We start from the raw sequence: 17693 nt of genomic DNA on the forward strand, positions 1-17693 counted from the left end.
GCGGACTACTCAACCCTGCCCCATCCGATCACCCATACATTATAGAGAGGAAGTGGAGAGTTATGAAGCTCGTACTTTTGTCTGGTGGTTCCGGTAAAAGATTATGGCCTTTGTCCAACGATTCCCGTTCCAAACAATTTTTGAAGGTACTGGAGAGCCCGGAGGGGATTTCGGAATCCATGGTACAGCGGGTATGGAGACAATTGGGAGACAACGGATTATCAGAATCTTCGTTTATTGCGACAGGGAGAGCACAGGTCGAAATGATCCAGAGTCAGGTCGGGCCGAATACGCGCATTATTGTTGAGCCGGAACGCAGAGACACCTTTCCTGCGATTGCGCTGACAGCGACTTATCTATATTCCATTGCAGGTGTTTCACCTGATGAAATTATAGCAATATTGCCTGTAGATCCTTATGTTGAGGATGCTTTCTTCGCTTCCGTAGCCCAGCTGGAACATACGCTTCAGGAGAGTGAAGGCAAGCTTGCTTTAATCGGGGTTGTCCCTTCCTATCCTTCAGAGAAATATGGTTACATTATTCCGAAAAACGATGCCACTCAAGGTAGCACAGGCTACCGTGAAGTGAGCCATTTTCAAGAGAAACCCGACCGGGAGCAGGCGGAGCGTCTGATTGAACGCAATGCTCTATGGAACTGCGGGGTTTTTGCATTCAAATTAAGTTATTTGCTGGATATCTTGGCATCCAAGGGGTTGCCGCTTAATTATGAAGAAATGCAAAAGCAATACGCATCTCTGGAAAAAATCAGCTTTGACTATGAAGTAGTCGAGAAGGAAAAGGACATCGTAGTTCTTCCGTATGATGGTTTTTGGAAGGATTTGGGTACCTGGAATACGCTCACAGAAGAAATGTCTAATCAACAAGTGGGCAGAGGTGTAGTAACGGAGGATTGCGTCAATACGAGCCTTATTAACGAGTTAGACATTCCTGTGGCGATCATTGGAACGAATGATCTGATCGTAGCCGCTAGCCCGGATGGCATTCTTGTGACCAATAAGGCAGAAAGTCCTCGTATTAAGGAAGTGCTCAAGGCTCATGATCAGCGTCCAATGTATGAAGAACGTCGTTGGGGACAGTATCGGGTTGTGGATTATGTCAAGTATGACGAGGGTAACGAGGTATTGACCAAACGAATCCGCGTACGGAAAGGCAAAAATATCAGCTACCAGCTTCATTTCAAACGAAGTGAAATCTGGACCATTATTAGCGGTGAAGCGGAAATTATTTTGAATGAGAAGCTGCACAAAGTGAAGGCTGGTGACGTAGTACGTATCCCTGAAGGGACGAAGCATAGCATTTTGGCAGTGACCGATGTGGATTTTATTGAGGTGCAGACTGGCTCTGAGTTGGTTGAAGAGGATATTGTCCGCTTTTGTATGGATTGGAATGAAATTTCCCGTCACCAATTTATCTCCTAATTATTTTCGTAAAAACGAAAAAAAGACGAATTCATGAAAATTCATAGCCTAAACTGTCGAAATTGGGCGAAAACCTGTAAATTCATGAACATGACCTATTAAATTTTGGTAAAAAAAAGTCGATACTTAGGGTAAGAAGGAATCCAAACTCCTTCCAACGATAAACGCAGCCCTGTCGAAAGGCAGGTACGCAAAGCTAAAGGGCCTTCCACAAGGATGGCAGCCTGGCTACCGAAAGGAAGAGCGAAAGTGAGATTCAATTTTATTCCTCTGTATCGACTGATACGTCATGTACTCCCCGTTGTTATGCTTTTTTCATTGTTGCCCGTCGGTTTTGGAGATTCTCTGTCGGTGGCGAATGCCGCTTCATTACAACCTGTTAATTCGGACGCTTCTACTCAGGCCCGTGAACTATACAATTATTTACTCAACATCTCAGGGAAAAAAATAGTCACCGGTCAGCATGATTATTTGGAAAGTCCAGATGAATTAAGTAACAAGGTCCAAAAAATCAGTCAGGCATATGTTGGTGTACACGGCTATGAGATGGGAGCTATCTCTGGTCAATCTGACGCTACGGAAGCAGCACAACGTAAAAATGTCGTCGATAGTGCTATCCGTTGGGACAGATCCGGTGGTATTGTGACGATGACTTTTCATGAAGCGCTACCAGGTAGGCCACTGACTTGGGCCAATGTACAGGCGAAAGTAAGTCAGGCAGAGTTCAACAAATACGTGACTCCAGGTACTGCGCAGTATAACCTCCTCATTGCCGATCTGGATAAGGTCGCTGTATCGTTAAAGCAGCTTCGTGATGCAGGGGTTCCGGTTTTGTGGAGACCTTACCACGAAATGAATGGTGACTGGTTCTGGTGGGGAAACAAAAATAATTTCAATCAGCTATGGAATATCATGTACGACCGTTTTACAAACACACATCAATTGAACAATCTGCTGTGGGTATGGAGTCCGAATGCTCCCAATTCGTATACCGTCCCATATACCCCGAAATACCCGGGGGATGACAAAGTGGACATTTTGGCAGTAGACATTTACAACAATGATTTTAAGCAAAGTCATTACGAAGGTCTGCTCGGGTTGGCACGGAATAAGCCGATTGCCATTGGGGAGCACGGTGAGATGCCTAGTTCTGAGGTATTGCAGGCTCAACCTAAATGGGTATATTCCATGACTTGGGGCAAGATGCTGACTGAGAATAACACAACAAATCAAATTCAGGATTATATGAATGATTCGAAGAGTTTGACGCGGGATGATGTGAAAAATGGGCTGGCAGCAATCGAACAACCTGGGACAGACGTACCGACCTTACCGGACGAGGGACAAAGTGAGCCTATCCCGGCTCCGACTCCTCCTTCCGTTCCTGATGTGGTATATGTGAACGGGCTGCAGGGCGAATATTTTAACAATATGAATTTGAGCGGAAGTCCTGCTTTGATCCGTACAGATAGCAAGCTGGACTACAACTGGCGTGCCAATGCAGCTGATCCAAAGGTGAATGCCGATCAGTTCTCGGTTCGCTGGACGGGTAAAATCAAACCGCAATATAGCGAGACCTATACGTTCACAACGATATCTGATGACGGTATCCGTGTATGGGTAGATGGCAAGTTGGTTATTGACAGCTGGTTCAAACAAAGCTGGACAGAGCGTAAAGGTAGTATTACTTTGGAAGCAGGCAAAATGGTAGATTTAAAAGTGGAATACTATGATGAAAAAGGCGACGCGATGGCACGTCTAATGTGGGAAAGTCAGCATGAAGCGAAAGCGGTGATTCCCGGAAACGCTTTGTTTCTTCCTTGATTGATACTCTTTCCCGGTCAAAAAATTTGAGGAGAGAGGGTGGATCATATGATAAAAAAATGGTTATCCCATAGGTATACAGTAGTTTTATCTGGACTACTAGCGGTCGTAGCTATAGCGATGATCGCTTGGTTTATATACACGCCTTCAAGAAGCGCAGAATTGCAGACGGATAAAGTAGCGGCTGCCAGTCCAGTATGGAAGCTGGGTCAGAGGGATGACTCTTCAGCGGAATTCAAAGGTGTGGTCGGTAGGGATAATATCGATATTTCTACAGCAGCTGCCTCTACCGAATCGTCTGCTAAAGGATCATTGTCAGCATTGTCGGAAGCAGAGAGTACAACAGTTCCGGTATTGCTCAGCAGTGGAGATATTCCTCCCGGTTTGAATGCGTCCACGAACCCTGAACTGACACTCCAGTATAAGCTGAATCAGATTCCTCCCAATGGTATGATATTCCGTGTTCGGATTTTGGATGCGGGCAAAGCAGTCCCGCAAATGGCTGTATTTTCAAATCATCAGCTGTCCGGTATTATTCAGATTGCCGGGGTTTCTGGTACTGGGAGTACTTATAATTTCAAAAACAACTACGAGCTGTATATACCCAAAGAGCAATTGCAAAGCGGTGTTAACGTACTCAAGCTAAAGACAGCGCGCTGCCTATACTGCTCCTCTGCAGAAGATAAAAATGTGTGGTGGACTTGGGATGACTTGAGCTTGGAGACGTTAGCTTCACCTGCGACCGAACCGGTACACGGTAAATATATACTGACCGGAACAAATGTGAACAATAAAGAATTTTATTATGATCAGGGTGCAGTTAAGCATTTACCATACGTTCTCAAGTGGCTGGGCATTGCTTATAGTGGCAACGTCATGAGGGTCACCTGTGCCAGTAATGTGGGCAAGGCCTGTACAGACGTGGATGATTACTATCAAACGTTAAAGCAGTATAATATGCAATCGTCTGCTTTGTATTTATATACAGGTGATATTAAGCTGCAAAAAGATGGTTCTCTACCAGAGACGGCCAAGCAAAAGTTGCGCGATTATGTAAAAAAATACGGTTCTTATCTTCAATATTATGAAGTAGATAATGAACCTGGATTATTTAATCGCTCCAAGGCGGTAAACCTGGCTGTGGCCAAGTGGTTGAATACAGAAGGCAAGCAATTGGCACCGCATCTCAAAACCGTAGCACCGGGCTGGGCCTACTGGCCAACGTACTCTACCAAAGCATGCAAAAATCAAACCAGTGGTACGCAAAAATGCGGTGACCCAGATGGATGGGAACGGGACCCGGCGCAACGTAAACAGCTGGAGGAAGTCACCGACCTGACCAATGGACACGCCTATGGTGAATCGTATAATGAAGAGGGCGGGGGCAGCTTCGTCCAAAATTTGAAAACCTTCGGCGGTTCGAGCAATGGACTGGCGAAAAAGATGCTGAACACAGAGTTCGGTACCAATGATACGCATCGAGACAATCCAGATTACGGGGCTAGTCAGCCACAAGCAGCTGCATTCGACCGGATTATGCGTTCGCAAATTGGGTTTGCCGATATGTTTATCCAGCACGCTGCTTTTTATAAAGATTATACGCTGTTTAAAACAGGCTTCGATCTGCAAAGTCATAACCCGGCCAACACAGAAATTTATCCGTTCGGGCAAGGACAGGACACCCGCGTTAAGATCATGAGACGCTTGAGCTTAGCCTATGCCACCCATGGAAAACCTCTGACTTATACAGTGCTGAATCCAGAGGATACCAAGGATAAGATGGTGTATGTTCGTGCGGTGGATACGTCCAAGCTTAAACCGCTGGCAGGTAGCGGCGCTACTTCAGACAAATTGCTGGTGAATCTAGTGAATTTCGAAGCTACCACGCAGACAGTTCGTGTACGCGTAACGATGCCGAAAGCCGGTTTGTACACGGGTGAACGTTTTGGAGCGGGTTCTACTTACAGTCAGGCACAACGTTCCATATCAGGGCTCAAGGCTTCTCCTGCTCTTGATTTTGAAGAAAAGCTGGGTCCTGGCGAAGCGGTACAATATATTTTGGAATTAAAAAGTACAGATCAAACCGCAGCTTCAGCTCCAACAGGGGTGAAGGCTGCCTCTGTTCAGGATGGGGCAGTAAAGATTAATTGGCTTCAGGCAGAAGGCGTATCTTCCTATGATGTGCTGCGTGCTGACGGGACCGACGGGGCCTATCAGGTGATCGCCTCGCAAGTAGCGGGAAGCACGTATACAGACCGCACAGTAAAAGCCGGAGGCCATTATGTCTACAAAGTTCGGGCGACCGGAGGCACTCAGGTTTCCCAGGCAGCCGAGGTCGCTTAATATTAGATCGGAATGTATATAGGACCTTAGATAACGAATACCTAACATCATTTCGAATTAAAACAAAAAAGAACCTATCAGGAGAAAATAGGACCTGACAGGTTCTTTTTTGTTGGAAAATCGTTCTGATTTGCCAATACTTTACGTATAATGAAGAAAAAAATAAGAAAATCCTTTTATATTCTCGTCATAAGACGACAACATTGCAGGTATGTATTCATATATAATAGTTTTGTTCATGACTATACATACATGGTTTGTGGGAAATCTCTTTCCGGTGACCAAGAATAATAAAGCGAGGTTAGTGCTGAATGAACAAGGAGACAGAATTAGGGGTGAACAACCCTCTTTTTCGAAACAACGTACAGAAAGCAGACAAAGCTGCCATCCACTTGGACATCCGGGACATCTTGCTCCAATGTGGTATCACGATACCAGAATGGCTAGAAAGCGACGCTGATGAAACCACATACCGGAAGGACAAGCGCGTGTAAATTCCAACGGCTGGTCTTACTTGATTGAGACGTAAGGCAGTCGGCCGCGTTCTTTATTCCATCATTCGTTCCATTCGGACAAATGCAATAAAACGTTTGGCTTCTTCCTCAGACAAGGTGCGTCCGTCAATGGTCAGGTTGAAACGTCGCAGAATATCCTCGTCGGACAGTTCAAGCTGGTCCACAAATTCCCTCACATCTGAATCCAATATTGCCGCCGGATGGCTCGTACGTCCCACCAAGTAGTCAATCGTTACCCCGAAAATATCAGCGAGCTTGGTCAGGATCTCAAAATCTGGCTTGCGCCTATTTTTTTCATAGTGAGAAAGAGCTGCCCGCGTAATTCCGAGGGATTGCGCTAGTTCCTCTTGTTTTAATCCCTTATGTTCTCGTAATTCAGCGATGCGGGTGCCATAATTCATCTGTTTTTCCTCCTGAAGGCAAGGTTAAGAAAGGTAAAAAAGCAATTTTACGCTTGACAAGATACGATTTGTATCATAAATTAGTTATGTAAGTTACATAACGTATCTTTATTTCATAGTTTTCACTTATGTCTTCGTTTATATACCCTAAGAGGCCACCGATGATTGAGCATTTTGTGCTTATTCGCTGGCTGGACCTTCTATGCGCTATTATACAACATTTTACTATAGATTAGAGGGTCATGCATCGTTCTTTTCCCCGTTATGCAGAGGATCAGTACAAGCGTTATTGCATCGAAAACAAGTCAATCAGGGAGGACTGGTCTTGTGCAGTTGAAAGAGTACATCCGTTTGATCCGTAAAAGAATGTGGTTGATTGGTAGCATCGTATTGCTGGTATGTACTGTAGTGGGCATAAAAAATGTATATTTTACCCCGCAGATTTACGAAGCTACCGCAAAGCTCATTATCAACCAGACGCCACGACCGGATCGTGCAGGTGTCGTTGATTACAGTGTAGTTCAAACGAATATAGCCTTAACGAACTCCTATAAGCAAATTATGATCTCCTCGGCGATTATGGATCAGGTGGTCGCCAGCTTCCCCGACCTTAAGGTCACTCCGTCAGCTTTGGCGTCAAAATTAAGAGTGAACACCGCAGGTGATTCACAGGTCATGGATGTAACAATCCGCGATTTATCGTATACGAAGGCTGTGAAAACCGTCAATGCGGTAGCCAAAGTATTCAAACGGCAAATCCCCTCTATCATGAAAATGGACAATGTCACCATCCTAAGCGAAGCCAGTCTGAATGATCCAGCAGTTCCCGTGAACAGTAATCCCGCTATACAGATATTTATTGCTTTTGCCACCTCTTTATTGTTGGGAATAGGCTTGGCGTTTTTGCTGGAGGTACTGGATGATACATTTAAGAATGAAGAGGATATTGAAAAAGAACTCGGTCTGCCTACCCTATCCCTGATTACGAAAATGAAAAAAGAAGATAAACGCTCCGACAGCTCCACTACAACTCCTAAACAGGTAGGTGAAGGGCAATATGCCGCGATTAATCAATAATCAGCTCGTTACATCCCTACATGCTCAGTCTTCCGTTTCGGAGGAGTACCGCATGCTTCGTACTAACATCCAGTTTTCTTCTATAGACGAGCCGATTGAGGTTATGATGGTGGCGTCCGCTCAGGCGGGTGAAGGTAGAACGGTCACGATTAGCAATTTGGCTGTAACCTATGCGCAAGAGGGGAAAAAGGTGCTGATTATGGATATGGATCTGCGTCGTTCCTCTTTGCACCATATGTTTGGTTTGCGTAATCACACGGGGCTGACACGGGTGCTTGCCAATCAACAGGCATGGCAGGATGTGGTTCAGGAAACCGGGATTGACCATCTGCATGCAATTACAGCCGGACCGAACCCGCCCAATCCGTCCGAGATGCTCAGTTCCCGCAGAATGAATGCTCTGCTGGTTGACCTAAAAGAACATTATGACGTGATCTTAATGGATACGCCGCCGTTGCTGTCCTTTCCGGATGGCTTAATTATAAGCGCTATGTGTGACGGAGTCATTCTGGTGGTGCAGGCAGGGAAAGTCAAAAAGGATATCGTCAAGAAAGCAAAAGCGAATTTGGAAAGAGTAAAGGCGCGCATTCTGGGTGTAGTACTTAATAATGTGAAGCGTTCGAATACCCGCGCCGAGCGGGGGATGGAGGAACGCAATCTGACATGAATAAAAAGGAGGAAAATGATAGTATATAAAATTCTTTTAACAATGTATAAATAATACTTATCAATAAGGAGCGAGGTGATGAGACGTGTCTTCTTCCCGCTCGAACGAGGCCGAAGTGCTGGGCGCGTCAGTGGATGTTTATTCGGTTGCTCATGGGCTTGAACGGCGGCAAGGATGGAACGTATACCCGTTCGTGAAGCGAAGCATGGATATTATATTGTCTTTCATTGGAATCATCGTGCTATGCCCGGTATTTCTGCTTGTCATTTTGCTGATTAAGCTGGAGGACCCAAAAGGCAGTGCAATATTTTATCAAGTACGTATTGGAAAAAACGAGCGGCCGTTTCGCATGATCAAATTTCGTTCTATGGTGTCTGATGCCGAAGCCAGATTGTCTGCACTGCTGGTGGAAAATGAAATTGAGGGTGCGATGTTTAAAATGCGGGACGATCCCCGAATTACCCGTGTGGGTCGCTTTCTTCGCAGAACGAGCATCGACGAGCTGCCACAACTGTTCAATGTACTACGTGGGCAGATGAGTCTGGTAGGACCCAGACCCCCATTGCCAAGAGAAGTCCATGATTACACAGTGAGGGATAAGCTGCGTCTGACGGTTACACCGGGCTGCACTGGTCTATGGCAGATCAGCGGTCGTAATCATCTAAGCTTTAACCAGATGGTAGAACTGGATTTGGAGTACATATCCAGACGCAGTTTCCGCACAGATATGATCATTATGCTGAAAACATTTCGTGTGCTGCTAGGCTCCAAGGATGCGTATTAAAGTCTTTCATTTTCACGAAGAAGGTAGGGGATAAGTATGGATCTTCATTCCAACATATATGTAGCAGGGCATAACGGACTGGTGGGTTCCGCTATTGTCCGAGCGCTTCAGGATGCGGGTTACCGTCATATTATTACTCGCACAAGCCGTGAGCTGGATCTACGCAATAAAGAGGCAGTAGATCATTTTTTTGAAACAGAGCCTGTGGATTATGTATTTCTGGCAGCGGCCAAGGTTGGTGGGATTTTGGCGAATAACGAATATCCGGCTGATTTTATCCGTGACAATCTGCTTATACAAACGAATGTGATTGATGCGGCATACCGGGCGAATGTAGGCAAACTGTTATTCCTCGGCTCTACCTGTATCTATCCTAAATTTGCTCCGCAGCCGTTGCGAGAAGAATATCTGCTTACAGGTGAACTGGAGCCTACTAATGAGGCCTATGCAATTGCTAAAATTGCCGGGATTAAAATGTGTCAGTCTTACAACCGTCAGTATGGAACCCGGTTTATTTCTGTGATGCCGACGAATTTATACGGTCCGGGCGACAACTTTGATCTCCAGACCTCTCATGTGTTGCCTGCGCTCATCCGCAAGTTTCATGAAGCCAAGCTGAATCAATCTCCGACTGTCGAAGTATGGGGCTCAGGTACGCCGCGGCGAGAATTTCTTCATTCTGATGATTTGGCTGAAGCCTGTCTGTTCCTGATGAACAATTATGAGGGAAATGAAATTGTAAATATCGGCGTAGGTGAGGATATCTCTATTCGTGAGCTGGCTGAACGAGTGAAGAATGTAGTCGGCTATGAGGGAGAAATTACCTTTAACACCTCCGCTCCTGATGGAACGCCGCGTAAGTTGGTAGATGTATCCCGAATTTCCGAGCTGGGTTGGTCGGCGCGTATTTCACTAGAAGAGGGATTAAAGTCTGTGTATCAGGCATTTCAAGGTCTGGATCTGGTTGAACAATAAAAAAACGGTGGGGGAATGGGAATGAAAAAAGCGCTGATCACAGGGATTACCGGACAAGACGGGTCCTATCTGGCTGAGTTGCTGCTGTCCAAGGATTATGAGGTGTACGGGGTGCGCAGACGAACCAGCACACCGAACTTTGAAAATGTAGCGCATATCCAGAATGACATCCACTGGCTTTCCGGTGATATGACTGATCTGGCTTCATTGATCGAAGCCGTCCGTCAGTCCGACCCGGATGAGGTCTACAACTTGGCTGCTCAATCCTTCGTAGCGGCCTCATGGCCGCAGCCGTTGGCTACAGGTCAGATTACAGCGCTGTCTGTCACCAATATGCTGGAGGCGGTTCGAATTGCCAAACCGGAAGCGCGCTTTTATCAGGCGTCAAGCAGCGAGATGTTCGGTAAGGTGCTGGAGACACCGCAGACAGAAACGACTCCGTTTTACCCACGTAGTCCCTATGGTGTCGCCAAAGTGTACGGCCATTGGATTACAGTGAACTATCGCGAAAGCTTTAATATGTTTGCTTGCTCTGGCATTCTGTTCAATCACGAATCCCCACGCCGAGGACTGGAATTTGTAACGCGTAAGGTGTCGGATGCGGTAGCTCGTATCAAGCTGGGGTTGCAGCAGGAGCTGCGCATGGGAAATTTGGATTCACTGCGAGACTGGGGTTTTGCAGGGGATTATGTAAAGGCGATGTGGCTGATGCTTCAGCAGGATCAACCGGATGATTACGTCATTTCCACGGGAGAAATGCATTCTGTGCGTGAACTGCTGCAAATTGCCTTTTCCCATGTAGGCCTAAATTACGAGGATTACGTCGTGATCGATCCTCAGTTTGTCCGTCCGGCAGAGGTAGATCTATTGCTCGGCGATTGTGCCAAGGCGAAAGAAAAGCTGGGCTGGCGATTGGAAGTAGGCTTCGAGCAGCTCATTCATATGATGGTGGATACAGACTTGGAGCGGGTAAAAAGGCAGGCTGCAGTTGAAGCTTCTGTCGTCGTGTAAGAGATGGAGAGGCCATCCGCCTGGGCGGGGGTCTCTTCGCTGTACGCAAGGTCATTTTTCAAGATGGAGTAAAACCTATGACATTAGTCGAAAAACGCGCCAAACCGCGCAGAAGTTTGCTGGTGAATACATCATGGCTGTTCGGTGACAAAATGATTCGCATGGTGTTCGGCCTGGCAGTCAGCATCATCATGGCGAGAGTGTTGGGACCAGAGGAACTGGGAAAGTGGAATTATGCGGAATCCTTTTTCGGAATGTTTCTGATTTTCACGACCCTTGGCTTTGATTCTATATTAGTACGCGATCTTGTCAAAGACCCCAAGGATGAGCATGAGCTATTGGGTACGGCGGTTCTGCTGAAATTGGTAGGTACTCTGATAGCCATTGTACTGTCCTATTCTTTCATTTCACTGCTCAGACCGGAAGACAGTTCGGTGCGGTTGATCAATCTGATCTTGGCTACGGCCTCGGTATTTCAATTGTTTGATATCATCGACTACTGGTTTCGTGCGCAGATGCTGTCCAAATACACGGTCGTTGCCAAGAATACCGCCTTTGTTCTCGGCTCCACCATTAAAATCATTCTGTTGTTGTCCGGTGTTCCGATATGGGTGGTGGCGTTGTGTGCTCATGGAGAGTTTCTGTTGGGGAGCCTGCTGCTGCTGTATTTCTTCCATAAGGAAGGACGACGTGTGAACCGATGGACGTTCCGTTTAGCCACAGCTCGGCGAATTATGAATCACAGCTGGCCGCTTATACTGTCATCCTCCGCTGTATATGTACAGGCACGGATCGATCAAGTCATTATCGGTGAACTGCTGGGGAACGCTGCGGTTGGGCAATACTCCGTTGCACTCCGACTCATCGAAGTGCTGGGCTTCATTCCGGTTGTTCTGACAACGGCCTATGCTCCAGTAGTAACCCGCTCCAAGCAGAAAGGAAGCGACGAATACAGACAGACATTGTCTACGGTGTATCGCCTGATGTTTATATGCTTTCTTGTGACCTCGGTACCTTTATTTTTTCTATCCCAATGGGTAGTGGTTGTGCTGTATGGGAAAGAATTTACCGAAGCAGGTTCGCTGTTGTCTCTGTTTGCGATTCGTCTGTTTTTCACTAACTTCAGTGTTGCTAAAAGCTTGTTTATTACCAATGAAAATTTGTTCAGATACACGCTGCTGACCTCGGTGGTGGGTGCGGTTACGAATATCGCTTTCAATTACGCGCTAATCCCGTTGCTTGGTGTCCGAGGGTCGTTAGTGGCGACGATCTTGTCCTTTACGATATCTGTATTTCTATTAGATTTTCTATTTAAGGAAGTTAAATCTAATTTGGGTTGGATGATGAAGTCCATCCTGACCTTCTGGCGTGTTCATATTACAGTACCGAAAGTTGGAGAGAACAATCATGATACCCATTAAACCGTTTGTTCGGCATGAGGAACAGTGCCCGCATTGTGGAGGTAAGGTACGTGGTGGAGAGGTGCTGTGGCAGGGAATCCATGTATGTGTCAGCACTGCGTGTGAGGGGTGCGGACGCGAATATCTCGAGGACATGAGGGTCGGTCATGCCACGTATTCACCTTATCGTGTAGAAATGCCTGACTATATTCTGACAGGTGATGCGAAGTCGAGAAAATGGCTCGGAGAGCCTTTGCGGCAATCGTTGATGAATCCTTCCTATGACTTAGCAGTCGGCATGACTGTGCATAAAATGAAAGCTTCTACACGTGTGATTATCATCAACACAATGGATTATTTGTATGGCCATGCTTTGCTCAAGCTGCTCAATGTGCAACGCGAATACGAGCAATCGCCGGACCTGGGCATCATCGTCATTGTGCAAAAGTCGCTGGAATGGATGGTGCCAGCATATGTGTCTGAAATTTGGACGGTTGATGTGCCGTTCAGCAGGGCACGAAACTTTTATCCTGTGTTACATCATCGGATGATTGAGGAACTGATGCGTTTTGATGAGGTGTATGTCAGCCCGGCATATTCACATCCCAATCAGTTTGATATTGAGCAGTTTACAGGTGTCTCCCGCTATGACGAGAGGCGTGAGTCGGAGCCGCGCATTACCTTCGTATGGAGGGAAGATCGCTTGTGGAGCGGCAGCCATCATATCGCAAGAGCGGTACAGAAATTTCCGCAGCTCAAGCGTGGGCTAAAACCGCTAATTTATCATCAGCGCAGTAAAATCATACGACTGTTCCGCAGGCTAAGAGAAAGCTTCCCAGATCATCGTTTTACAGTCGCTGGACTTGGGCGTACCGGGAGCTTCCCGGCATGGATTTCTGATGAGCGTGTCACACGCTTTGACCGGGAAAGTGAGCTGCGGGTCTGCGAGGTATACGCAGCCAGCCGATTAGTGATCGGCATCCACGGCTCTAATATGCTGCTGCCCTCTGCGCATGCTGGCATGACCATTGATTTGATGCCCAAGGACCGATGGGGGAATTACGCTCAGGATATTTTATTTCACGAAACGGATCATCGGCTTACGGCCTACAAATACCGCTTTGTGCCGATGGAATCGAGTGTGACTTTAGTGGCGGATATGGCAGCTGCCCAGCTCAAAGGGGCAGACCATTTTAATATGCAGATGATGGAGGAAAGGCAGCGTGAACATTCAAGTTGGAGGGGAAAGGCCGCTTCGGGACGGGTTTGATCTTCCGATCGCTGTTGACGTGGGATTCCTTTGTTTGAATAAAGCCCTACAGAGGGCGGAATCCCTCGTCAAAGGCGACCGCTTCGCTTCTTCAGATTCAAACCCTTACCCTCCGCTACCCACCGCAGCCAAAAAGAATTTCCCCCAGCCCATAAGGTGGGGGAGGTAAGAACTGCCTGGCGATAGCTTCGCCCTATCGCCGCGAACTTCTCGTCGGGCATGCATGCCGGCGAAATTAATGCTCTGTACCGTTCTCTGTCAGGGTGACAGCGTTTGGTGGATAGCAATCTTTTAGCAGGCGACAATCTAGTCATCGTTAAGGTCTTGTGTCAGCCCAGTGGTAGTAGCTCTATGCTGTTCAATCGTTTATCGCTATGTGACCGGTATACAAGTTAGCGTAGTCAACGGCTGCATGCATTCGCTCGCGTATATCCGCGCAGCGAAGGCACTTCATGCCCAGCATTCCCTTTTTTAAATGGGGTGACTTTATGGAAACGGCGGTCAGCAGCGGAGCGGTCCATTTGAATCTGAAGAAGCGCTAGCGTTCGCCTTTGCAGTGGGATTCTTACCTCGGAATGTTTTATATATCCAGGAATCCCACTGCAACAGCGATCGGAAGATCAAATGGAACGCGCAGCGTTCTCTGAACCCTCCGTGCTCCATAACTCACCCAATATGAAATGGCAGGAGCCCTGATGATGATTCAAAAAATATTGTATCTCCGCAATTTTGCTAGCAAGGTGAACGGGGACTCATACAATTTACAGGAAGTCGGTTTGGGCAAAGCACTCGTTCGAAAAGGCTATGATTGCGATATTGTTTACTACAACGATCGTAAAGAAACCCATCTGGAACAGGTCTACCGTCACGAAGGATGCACCTTGCGTATTATCTGGCTCCACGGGTTTAAGTTCTTAAGCAACAGCATCTACAGAGATGTTCTCAAAGATTCTTTTCTGGATGCTTATGGTCTGGTCATTACTACAGAATACAACCAGATCATGACCTATCTGCTTTCTCGCAAATGTCCTGATAAGCTGGCGTTGTATCACGGCCCATACCGAGATAACACGCACGCGCTGATCCGCAAACTGTACGATATTATGCTGCTGCCGAAGGTAGCAAAATCTCTACGCCGTACCTATGTCAAATCCGATCTTGCCAAGTGCTATTTGGAGAATAAAGGTTTTGACAACGTGGTTACGATTGGAGTCGGACTGGATCGCAGTAAAGTAGAGAGAGCATTCAACAGTGAAACCAGTAACAACAGTGAAGACATAAGCGGAGAACGTGAGGAAAACCGTGAGGTCGCGAATGAGCTGCGTCGAATCGGAGATCGTCCGGTGCTACTGTATGTTGGTGTACTGGAGGAACGGAGAAATATACGTTTTATGCTGAGTACGTTCAAAAGGGTACTCCAAAAGCATCCTAGCTGCCTTTTGTTAATGGTCGGGAATGGACGGAAGACGGACACAGACCGCTATTGGACATATGCTCATGAGCTGGGAATAACGGACAGTATTATACATTTTTCAAGAGTGGAGCAACGTCATCTGTGGCAGGTTTATGGAGCGGCGGATGTGATGCTGTTTCCGACCCAATACGATATTTTTGGTATGGTGCTGCTGGAAAGCATGCTGTTTCGCGTCCCGATTATCTCTTCGGTAAACGGGGGCTCGGTTACCTTGATTGAGGACGGAGTGAGCGGAGTGATGCTGAGAAGCTTTTCAGAAGAGGAATGGTCTGGTCGGATAGGCGCTTTGCTGGATAATGCTGAGCTGAGACGAAGTATGGCGGAGAAGGCCTTCCTTACGGTCGAGCGTATGTCGTGGGATCGCATTGCGGATGAAATAGTAAGCCATCAAGGGATCAAGCCCGGGAATTCTAACCACGTTATGCAATCAACGCAGGAAAGAGGGGCAGCAACGTGAGCCAACAGGTCAGCAGACAGATGAACCCTCCTGTAAGCAAGGTGCTGATCATCCATAACTTTTATCAGCAAAGCGGGGGAGAAGACAAGGTTGTCGAGCAAGAATCGGCTATGCTGCGTTCCAGAGGAATAGAGACAGAGCATTACTATGTGCACAACGACAGTATTCAAAGCAGAGGGCTAGCGAACATGGCAAAGCTGGCAGTAGAGGCGGCATGGTCCCTGCCGGAATTCAAAAGAATCAAGAAGCTGCTTTTACAGGTGAAGCCGGATGTGGTGCATGTGCATAATTTTTTCCCGGTTATATCCCCTTCGGTCTATCATGCTTGTGAACGGCTGGGGATTCCGGTTGTCCAGACACTGCATAATTACAGGCTGATTTGTCCGGCGGCAACCTTTATGCGAGGGAATAAGGTTTGTGAAAAATGCCTGCACGGCACGCTGCTGCACTCCATCCGTCATGGATGCTATCGAGGTTCACAGCTTCAGACGATTCCGGTGGCGGCGATGATTAAGTTCAACGATCTGATCGGCACATGGCAGCACAAGGTAAGTCGCTATATTGCGCTGACGGAGTTTGCACGGGACAAATTTGCCGAAAGCGGTATTCCGCTGGATCGTATCGCGGTAAAGCCGAATTTTATCCATCATAAAACAGTGAAAACCCAGTATGACCCGAATGATCGTTATTTGTTGTTCGTGGGGCGGATTTCTGCTGAAAAAGGGGTTCGCAATCTGCTGCAAGCCTGGTCACAGTTGGAAGATCGGGGGGGATTTAGACTGGTCATCATTGGGGATGGTCCGGAAAAGGCTGAATTGGCCGCTGCTTATCCGCAGGAAGATGTTCGGTTTCTCGGTAAGCAGGATGGAGACACGGTACTGGACTGCATGAGCCGGGCTATGTATGTCATGGTACCTTCCATTTGGTATGAAGGATTTCCCATGACCATTGTAGAGTCTTTTTCTGTTGGAACCCCGGTATTATGCAGCCGGCTCGGCGCACTGGAGGAAGTCGTGGAGGACGGGGTGACGGGTTTCCATTTTCAACATGATGATTTGGAAAATATAAAGACTGTGATTCGCTGTGCAGTAGCCTATGAAAACTATGCAGCTATGAGACAGAAGGTGTCGGAAAATTATGCTGCACGCTATACGGAAGAAGTGAATGTAAAGCAGCTGATGGCGATATATAGCGAGGCGATGGAGGAGCGTGATTATGAAACAGCTGCCCCAATATAGAGTCGGAAGGATTGCGGATGCAGATATTGCAGCACTTACGTTTCAGGAGACGGTACACATGCTGGAACAATGGGCAGTCGAACGAAAGGACGGCTATGTATGTATTTGCAACACACATTCCATTGTCACAGCCGGGAATCATTCCGAGTTCCACAAAGCGCTCACTCAAGCCGATTTGTGTACTCCGGATGGTATGCCGTTGGTATGGGCGCTTAAGCTGTACGGATTTGAGCGTCAGGATCGGGTAGATGGTCCCAGTCTGATGCTCAAGTTGTGCGAACGTGCGCCACAGACGAAGGTGAGTATATATTTTTACGGCAGTACGCCGGATACGCTGGATAGCTTAAAAGAAAGAGTAGAACAGGATTACCCCGGAATCCGCATCGCGGGCAGCTTTTCACCACCATTTCGTGAGCTTCACCCAGATGAGGAGGAGCGGATCATTGATGAAATCAATGCGTCCGGCGCGCATATCATATTCGTCAGCTTAGGCTGCCCGAAGCAGGAAATATGGATGCATCGAAACAAAGACCGCATTCATGGCGTGATGATTGGAGTAGGGGCGGCCTTTGACTATATCACTGGAAAGGTTCGTAGACCGCCACTAGCGATACAAAAGCTGGGGCTGGAGTGGCTGTACCGTCTGATCTGTGAACCGAAGCGATTATGGAAGAGGTATGCCTATAACAATCCGATGTATGTATACCGTTTTCTAAAATCTTATCGGCAAAACAAACGGCTTACGCTTTATCATAATCGGCTTGCAGGAAGAGATATAGAGAAGTGAAGTCGGTAAAAGCAGGATGCAATGAGACAGC

Annotated in this window: 15 protein-coding genes and 1 riboswitch; of the genes, 14 read left to right on the forward strand and 1 reads right to left on the reverse strand. The window is 47.1% G+C overall.

Annotated features, from left to right (window positions below; translation table 11 throughout):
• Positions 1–62 precede the first annotated feature (62 nt).
• From MKY24_RS06275 to MKY24_RS06290, 4 genes are all read left to right on the forward strand, one after another.
• Complete coding sequence (locus tag MKY24_RS06275; protein ID WP_013309163.1) at positions 63–1439, forward strand: sugar phosphate nucleotidyltransferase; 1377 nt, start codon at positions 63–65, stop codon at positions 1437–1439.
• A gap of 155 nt (positions 1440–1594) precedes the next feature.
• Positions 1595–1675, forward strand: a riboswitch (cyclic di-GMP riboswitch).
• Between the two features lie 13 nt (positions 1676–1688).
• Positions 1689–3263 carry a glycosyl hydrolase gene (locus MKY24_RS06280; RefSeq protein WP_071559045.1) on the forward strand — a complete coding sequence of 525 codons (1575 nt, stop codon included), beginning with the start codon at positions 1689–1691 and terminating at the stop codon, positions 3261–3263.
• Positions 3264–3311: 48 nt separating this feature from the next.
• Positions 3312–5606, forward strand: coding sequence for a hypothetical protein (locus tag MKY24_RS06285; protein WP_071559044.1), 2295 nt, complete (start codon positions 3312–3314; stop codon positions 5604–5606).
• 311 nt (positions 5607–5917) lie between these two features.
• Entirely contained in the window at positions 5918–6100 is a 183-nt protein-coding gene (locus MKY24_RS06290; protein ID WP_071559043.1) for a hypothetical protein, read from the forward strand.
• A gap of 53 nt (positions 6101–6153) precedes the next feature.
• On the opposite strand, the gene MKY24_RS06295 is transcribed toward MKY24_RS06290, so the two are convergent.
• Positions 6154–6522, reverse strand: coding sequence for a helix-turn-helix transcriptional regulator (locus MKY24_RS06295; RefSeq protein WP_023987431.1), 369 nt, complete (start codon positions 6520–6522; stop codon positions 6154–6156).
• Between the two features lie 327 nt (positions 6523–6849).
• Here MKY24_RS06295 and MKY24_RS06300 point away from each other — a divergent pair, with 327 nt between their 5' ends.
• From MKY24_RS06300 to MKY24_RS06345, 10 genes are all read left to right on the forward strand, one after another.
• On the forward strand, positions 6850–7599 hold the full coding sequence (locus MKY24_RS06300) for a Wzz/FepE/Etk N-terminal domain-containing protein (RefSeq protein ID WP_023987432.1): 750 nt from the start codon (positions 6850–6852) through the stop codon (positions 7597–7599).
• A complete protein-coding gene (locus MKY24_RS06305) occupies positions 7580–8266 on the forward strand; it encodes a CpsD/CapB family tyrosine-protein kinase (RefSeq protein ID WP_023987433.1) in 687 nt (228 codons plus the stop codon). The genes MKY24_RS06300 and MKY24_RS06305 overlap by 20 nt, the downstream gene beginning before the upstream one ends.
• A gap of 85 nt (positions 8267–8351) precedes the next feature.
• Entirely contained in the window at positions 8352–9050 is a 699-nt protein-coding gene (locus MKY24_RS06310) for a sugar transferase (RefSeq protein ID WP_023987434.1), read from the forward strand.
• Between the two features lie 36 nt (positions 9051–9086).
• Positions 9087–10025, forward strand: a complete 939-nt coding sequence (locus MKY24_RS06315) for a GDP-L-fucose synthase (RefSeq protein WP_013309171.1) — start codon at positions 9087–9089, stop codon at positions 10023–10025.
• 21 nt (positions 10026–10046) lie between these two features.
• On the forward strand, positions 10047–11036 hold the full coding sequence (gene gmd / locus MKY24_RS06320; RefSeq protein WP_023987436.1) for a GDP-mannose 4,6-dehydratase: 990 nt from the start codon (positions 10047–10049) through the stop codon (positions 11034–11036).
• A gap of 77 nt (positions 11037–11113) precedes the next feature.
• Positions 11114–12457, forward strand: a complete 1344-nt coding sequence (locus tag MKY24_RS06325; RefSeq protein ID WP_071559042.1) for a flippase — start codon at positions 11114–11116, stop codon at positions 12455–12457.
• Positions 12444–13706, forward strand: a complete 1263-nt coding sequence (locus MKY24_RS06330; RefSeq protein WP_071559041.1) for a hypothetical protein — start codon at positions 12444–12446, stop codon at positions 13704–13706. The genes MKY24_RS06325 and MKY24_RS06330 overlap by 14 nt, the downstream gene beginning before the upstream one ends.
• A 698-nt stretch (positions 13707–14404) precedes the next feature.
• A complete protein-coding gene (locus MKY24_RS06335) occupies positions 14405–15637 on the forward strand; it encodes a glycosyltransferase family 4 protein (protein ID WP_053324856.1) in 1233 nt (410 codons plus the stop codon).
• Positions 15634–16875, forward strand: coding sequence for a glycosyltransferase family 4 protein (locus tag MKY24_RS06340; RefSeq protein WP_071559038.1), 1242 nt, complete (start codon positions 15634–15636; stop codon positions 16873–16875). The genes MKY24_RS06335 and MKY24_RS06340 overlap by 4 nt, the downstream gene beginning before the upstream one ends.
• The gene (locus MKY24_RS06345) at positions 16853–17662 is read left to right on the forward strand and encodes a WecB/TagA/CpsF family glycosyltransferase (protein ID WP_081365946.1); all 810 of its coding nucleotides are present in this window, start codon (positions 16853–16855) and stop codon (positions 17660–17662) included. Before MKY24_RS06340 ends, MKY24_RS06345 begins: the two co-directional genes overlap by 23 nt.
• Positions 17663–17693 lie beyond the last annotated feature (31 nt).

Origin of the sequence: Paenibacillus sp. FSL P2-0322 (assembly GCF_037975315.1) — a bacterium.
In the GTDB taxonomy this organism is placed as follows: domain Bacteria; phylum Bacillota; class Bacilli; order Paenibacillales; family Paenibacillaceae; genus Paenibacillus; species Paenibacillus polymyxa_B.